We start from the raw sequence: 6063 nt of genomic DNA on the forward strand, positions 1-6063 counted from the left end.
GCGGATCAATAAGGAACTGAAACGACGATCCCGGCCAATAGGAGCGTTTCCAAATGACAATTCACTCCTCCGTCTCGCCGGAGCCATATTGATGGATATCAATGAGGAGTGGATCACAGGGCGGAAGTATTTATCTGGATCAGAGGTGATGGTATGTCAGGATACGAGGGCAGAATTTACAGCAGAATGAGTACACTTCCGCTGGAACATCTATTTTTCCAGTAATTCCCTGTAAATCTCAATTAAACTTCAATAATATTCGAAGTTATGGAATTGATTATCTCGATTACTCGCCAAATAAAACACCATGAAATTTGCGCAAACCCTTACGGGTATCTTCGTTTTTATCATTGTAGTCGGATGCATCGCTGGATCCGGGTGCCTTGATAACAAACAAATTCCAAAGGATAATGAATCCCCGGAAGCCTGGAAGGATGTTGATCCTGAGACTGCCCCATTGGAGCTTTACCTCTTTGACGAGAGCAACACTGGTGAGACCAATAAAATCGTTCTGGACAGCCTGATCATCATCAAGCTGGAAGAAAACCCCACAACTGGCTACCAATGGGAGTACTCGGTCACCGATCGCCTGAGCATGCTCGGCGATACGTATGATCCGTCCGATACTTCCGGGAAGGTGGTCGGTGCAGGCGGGACACATATCTGGGTACTCTACGCGTTTGACACGGGAACCTACACCTTCAATGCAGTCTACAAGCGACCCTTTGAAAAGATGACAGGGGACGAAAAAACGGCGATATTTACTTTTATTGTCGAATAAGAGTTGTTTTATCTTAAAAAATATTTATTATGGAGATAATTATGAGTAAAAAGGAATTGTATGGAGTCGATGGAAAGATCTGGGTGGCTCTTGTTTTTGCAGCAAGCATCTCCGGATTGCTGGTTCTGCCTTACTCCTTCGAATTCGCAGGACAAAGCCTATTCGCCCAACCTAACGTTCTCGAAATTATCCTGATAACTTTCATTCAATATCTGGTGATGTTTGCCCTGCTTGCTTACTTCGGCCTCCGGATCTCAAAGAAAATTGAGTTCGAGCCGACGCCCGTGCTGGCCGGAAAAACCAAGCCGCGAACGTACCTGGCCATATCCGTGGTCTCCGGGATTTTGGTGGGGTTGTGTCTCGTGCTCCTTGACCTGCTCTTGCATTCGATATTCGTTTTCCCTGATATTTCGTCCGGTGCGGGTGCTCCCAGCGCAATTGCGGGATTTCTTGCCTCATTTTACGGGGGCATCGGAGAAGAGGTGCTCCTGCGGCTCTTCTTGGTACCATTCCTATGTCTGCTGATTCTGGGGACTATGAGGTTGCTCGGAATGTCAAAAACCTGCAAGCATACCGACAACATCATGTGGGTTTCAATAATCCTTGCTTCCATAGTATTCGGTCTTGGCCACCTCCCTGCAACCTCGGCAATAATGGCAATCACACCCTCCGTTGTCCTTCGGGCAGTTCTTCTGAATGGTGTTGGCGGCATCGTCTTTGGCTGGCTGTTCTTCAGGAAAGGTCTTGAATTTGCAATGATTTCTCATTTTTCATTGGACATTGTACTCCACGTTTTACTTCCTCTCCTGAATTTTTCGCTCCTTTAAGGAGCTCTTAAACAGTTTTTTTCAGGCTTAATGTTGAAATTCATTTTAATGTTAGAACATTTTCGCCCTACACTCCGCGAGCCTTCAAGTTGAGTACAGGACACCTGTAATCTGGAGACATCCTCCGAACAACCAGGATTCCTTCAAGAAATGCAATTGCAGGTTGCCGGCTGGTGTATGCAACCGGTGCTCTCTCCGTGTCTTGTTCGTGTAACTGGGCTTTCTCCTTTCTCTTTAATGTACCTCCCTACCATCCATGCGACGCCGGTCCCTCGCTTTTGCTCGGTCGCTCAAGCCATCCGGAGTTCGCACCCCAACAGCACACAGCCGCTGAGAAGTCCGCGAAGTGGCCTGCGAGAGCGGCGTGCATTCCTTCGCAGCCGTCCGCGTGCCGAATCGAAGATGAGGGCATGCGAGGGCATTCTCTTCCCGTACACCGCGAAGAGACCAGAGAGGTGCTGCGACGTGAGGGAACCTCGAGCGAGCACGACCGACCGGGAGAGAAAATGGGGGTACATTCGTCATCCAATTTTTCCCACCACCCACTCCACCGCACGCTCCGCGTCCCCGGCCGCACGGACCACATTTGCCGCCGAGCCGTTCCTGATGCGCCGGTGCCACCCGGCGATGGAGGCCGCGGCGTTGTCCAGCACCGGGAGATCGATCGCGGTCATGGCGGCAAGAAAGGCGGCCCCCATGTCAGCGGCCCAGTTCCTCCCGGGAGTAGCGCTCGCATCAGAAAATCAGAGATTTTCTTCACTGACGTTCCCAAACCGGATTGACCCGGCGACGCCCGGGCGATCGGGGCGGGAGGGGTGCCCGGTCCCGTGAGTCAGCTCGTAAAAGTACCCCCGGGCGGATTCGAACCGCCGTCACCGGCTCCAAAGGCCGGTATGATTGACCTCTACACTACGGGGGTGCATTCTATGCGGGAAGGATTGTCCGCATCCCTGTTCTCTCTTGAATGTGCGTTATCTATGTTCGCGCGAATGATATTAAAACACCATCCGCGGCATGTCGGCCAGACCGTCCGCAGGCCCGGCAGGCAGGGAATCCCCCTGACGGTGCGAAAAGGCGTGCGGCAGGGAACGGAACACCGAGGAATTCCCGAGAGGAGCGGGAATCCGGTATTTGCCTCTTCCGGCACATCCATTCGTTCACCACGGGAATCCCCGGACGGTGGAGACGCCCCCGATGTTTTTTCCCGGCGGGAAAACCCCGAACCGGGCCGTCCCGCCATAAGCGCCACATATAAAAGGAGCGGCAGTCATTATCACTAGTGATTTAAATCATAGATATTCTACAGTGATAACCAATAAACAAAATATTTTTAAACTATAAGCGAAATATCATTGTATATGAACAGGAATCACAATGAACTTTCACGGATTCTGGAGATTTTAAAACAGAATCCACGGGGAATGTCGGTGACGCAACTGGCAGAGGCCATGGGCATGAACCGGATTTCTGTCGCCCGGTACCTTGATATTCTGCGCACATCCGGGCAGGTGGATATGGAGCCCTACGGGCAGGCGAAAGTCTATTATCTTTCCCAGCGGGTACCCATCTCCGCAATGCTCAATCTCTCCTCGGAATATGTCGTCGTGCTCGGCAAGGATCAGCGCGTCGTTCAGGCGAACAGCAATTTCATCACGCTCTTCAACCACAACCGCGAGGAGCTCGTGGACCAGCACATCCAGGACATCCTCTTCCAGGCGAATCCCGAACTCGGCATCCAGTCCCTCATTGATCAGGCAATAGACGGAGAAGAAGTCGTCGATGAGGTCAGAATACTCAAGACCGGAGAAGAGCTCTTCTTCAAGATGAAAATCGTGCCTACGGCATTCACCGATGGATCGCCCGGCATCACCATCATTTTTGAGGATATTACCGAATATAAGCGCTCCATGGAAGCCCTGATGGAGAGTGAACAGAAATTCCGCACGCTCCTGAAAAACATTTCCGAACTCCTGGTCAAGGTCGAATATCTCGCCACCCTCAATGACCAGATCAGGAATCCCCTGCAGGTAATCGTAGGAATCGCCGACCTCGAGGACGAGGAGCTTGCGGAGCAGATCCGGGATCAGGCAACAGAGATCGACACGATCATCCAGCAGCTCAACCTCGGCTGGGTCGAGTCCGAGAATATCCGGTCGTTCTTCCGGAAATATTCACGGCTTTCCGATGAAGCCGATGAGGCTGCGCAGACAGTTCTCAAAGGGATCCATAAAACTCCGATTTAAGATTCGGTTCCTGTCTCACTATCTTTTTTTTTTGGTGCGAATCCCCTTCATCAGGACGAGTATGCGAGCGGACCTTAGCGAAACCACTCGACCGTTTCCTTCAGGCCATCCATCATCGTACACTGAGGTTCGTACCCGAATGCTGCCCGTGCACTGCTAATATCCGCCACCGAATGCCTCACGTCACCGGGCCGGGGAGCCTCGTAAACGGGCGAAACAGCGACCCCGATGATGGCGCCGAGCATGCGAGCAAGCTCGTTGAGGCTCGTCTGCCTTCCGCAGGCGATATTAAAAACGCCTTCGGCGTCGTTTTCCATCACGGAAATATTTGCCCTGACCACGTCGCGCACGAAGACGAAGTCCCGTGTCTGCTCCCCGTCGCCAAAGATCACCGGCGGGCTCCCCGCACAAAGACGGGAGATGAACCGGGGGATTACCGCCGCATAATCGGACTCCGGATCCTGCCGGGGACCGTAAACGTTGAAGTACCGCAAAAACGCCGTGGAAAGACCGTAACATCGGGTAAAAACATGACCATAGTACTCGTCCGCAAGTTTCGATACGGCATACGGCGAAAGAGGTTCGGGCCTCATCATCTCGGTTTTCGGCAATACGGGACTGTTTCCGTAGAGGGCGGCGGTGGATGCCCCCACAACTTTCCGGACACCCGCATCCCGGGCGGCAATGAGTACCCGGAGCGTCCCGGTGATGTTCACCTCGTGGATAGCGAACGGATCCTCCACCGATCGGGGTACCGAAGCGATTGCCGCAAGATGAAAAACACCGTCGGCCCCGTCACAGACCTCCCGGAGGACGACGGGATCCGTCACCGAGCCACGGACGAGCTCGACATTCTCACGATGAATTAATTCCGCGATATGTGCCATTTTTCCCGATGAAAAGTCATCAAGAATCACCACATCGTGGCGTGATGCAAGCTCTTCGGCAAGGTGCGAGCCGATAAATCCGGCCCCGCCTGTGACGACATACTTCATAGACCTCTTTTCCCCCGTCGCACACCATGTTATACCCCCGTAACACCATAAAAGGGAACGGTTTTTCACGGCGGACACCGGCCCGGCGCACGCCACTATCGCAGCCCGCCCGGTCCCGATACGCCCCATACCCGAATCGCCGTCGTCAGGGTCATCGTATGAGGGTACCTCTTCGTCGGAAGGAGACACCGGGGCGGAAGGTTCGTTCTGATCTGAGAAAAAAGGGTTTGTCTGCGATCAAAGCAAAATTGTTGAAAACAACCAGAACGCGATTGATGCTGAGATCACTCCGGTTGCTTTCAGGAGATATGATACCATTTTATCGAATTCCTGTTTGTCGCCGAATTTCCTGAACATTGCAGTTCCGGAAATCGCACCGCAGGATGTGAGCATCGTGTGGAAGGTGAGGGGCGCCGGCATGGATCCGGTATCAACAGGGAGGGGGAGTGCGGACTCGCCGGGAGCATCATCACCACCCTCCGCCCGAGAGTCGGGCATTCCTTCCCCGCCCTCTGCTGCAACGGCCGAAGGCAAGTCCCCGGCAGACGATTCGCCGAAAACGGATGACGGCACCGACGATACCGGGACGGTTCCGGGGACAGTTCCGGGCGTCGTGATGTCGGAATACACCGGTTCATCCACCACCGTGCTCGACGGGATGCTCCCCGCACTGCCCGGAGCACCGCCAACGACCGGAGTACCCTGTTCTTCGGGAGGGGATACGACATGAATAAATCCGTTCTTGAGTGCCGTCGACGAACCGTTGACATTCGTCACGATGAGCCTGACGTCATACGTCCCGGGTGACGTATAGGTGTGCGGATAGGGATCCGGTGCATTGGACGTGTAGCCGTCACCAAAATACCACGCCCAGTAGGTCCCGTCCGTTGAGAGATCGCTGAAATCAACGGTCAGGGGTGCAGTGCCGGATGTGATATCAGCGGTAAAATCGGCCTCCGGCATCGTTGGCGATACCGTCCTTATATACTCTGTCCGGATTATCGCATCGGAACCTTCCGCATTGAGGACGGTCAGCCTGACCGTATAGTTTCCTGCAGAGAGATACGTATGGACAGGATTCCGGACGGGTGATGACGAACCGTCACCAAAGTCCCATGACCAGGATGTCGGCGTGTTTGTACTGGCGTCGGTAAAGAGGACTGTGAACGGAACATTTCCCGACGTGACATTGGCGGTGAAGTCCGCATCGGGAATGC

At 53.5% G+C, this 6063-nt stretch carries 5 protein-coding genes, 1 tRNA gene and 2 pseudogenes; 5 read left to right on the plus strand and 3 right to left on the minus strand.

Annotated elements, in window-relative coordinates; genetic code table 11:
* The 3 genes and pseudogenes from APR53_00790 to APR53_00800 all read left to right on the plus strand — a co-directional run bounded on the left by APR53_00790 (position 1) and on the right by APR53_00800 (position 1608).
* Positions 1 to 190, plus strand: a pseudogene (locus tag APR53_00790).
* Between the two features lie 117 nt (positions 191 to 307).
* Complete coding sequence (locus APR53_00795; protein KQC03642.1) at positions 308 to 781, plus strand: hypothetical protein; 474 nt, start codon at positions 308 to 310, stop codon at positions 779 to 781.
* Positions 782 to 810: 29 nt separating this feature from the next.
* A complete protein-coding gene (locus tag APR53_00800) occupies positions 811 to 1608 on the plus strand; it encodes a hypothetical protein (GenBank protein ID KQC03643.1) in 798 nt (265 codons plus the stop codon).
* A gap of 846 nt (positions 1609 to 2454) precedes the next feature.
* On the opposite strand, the gene APR53_00805 is transcribed toward APR53_00800, so the two are convergent.
* Positions 2455 to 2527, minus strand: a tRNA-Gln gene (locus APR53_00805).
* 70 nt (positions 2528 to 2597) lie between these two features.
* Here APR53_00805 and APR53_00810 point away from each other — a divergent pair.
* The gene (locus tag APR53_00810) at positions 2598 to 2888 is read left to right on the plus strand and encodes a hypothetical protein (protein KQC03644.1); all 291 of its coding nucleotides are present in this window, start codon (positions 2598 to 2600) and stop codon (positions 2886 to 2888) included.
* A gap of 78 nt (positions 2889 to 2966) precedes the next feature.
* On the plus strand, positions 2967 to 3851 hold the full coding sequence (locus tag APR53_00815) for a hypothetical protein (protein ID KQC03645.1): 885 nt from the start codon (positions 2967 to 2969) through the stop codon (positions 3849 to 3851).
* 74 nt (positions 3852 to 3925) lie between these two features.
* Here the strand turns inward: APR53_00815 and APR53_00820 are convergent, their stop codons facing one another.
* Positions 3926 to 4846: a GDP-mannose 4,6-dehydratase gene (locus APR53_00820; GenBank protein ID KQC03646.1), complete on the minus strand. Its 921-nt coding sequence runs from the start codon at positions 4844 to 4846 to the stop codon at positions 3926 to 3928.
* Between the two features lie 237 nt (positions 4847 to 5083).
* Positions 5084 to 6063: pseudogene (locus APR53_00825) on the minus strand.

The organism is Methanoculleus sp. SDB (genome assembly GCA_001412355.1).
In the GTDB taxonomy this organism is placed as follows: domain Archaea; phylum Halobacteriota; class Methanomicrobia; order Methanomicrobiales; family Methanomicrobiaceae; genus LKUD01.

Coding starts and splice junctions, on each gene's coding strand:
- APR53_00795 (KQC03642.1), top strand. CDS start 308: ATGAAATTTGCGCAAACCCTTACGGGTATCTTCGTTTTTATCATTGTA.
- APR53_00800 (KQC03643.1), top strand. CDS start 811: ATGGAGATAATTATGAGTAAAAAGGAATTGTATGGAGTCGATGGAAAG.
- APR53_00810 (KQC03644.1), top strand. CDS start 2,598: ATGATATTAAAACACCATCCGCGGCATGTCGGCCAGACCGTCCGCAGG.
- APR53_00815 (KQC03645.1), top strand. CDS start 2,967: ATGAACAGGAATCACAATGAACTTTCACGGATTCTGGAGATTTTAAAA.
- APR53_00820 (KQC03646.1), bottom strand. CDS start 4,846: ATGAAGTATGTCGTCACAGGCGGGGCCGGATTTATCGGCTCGCACCTT.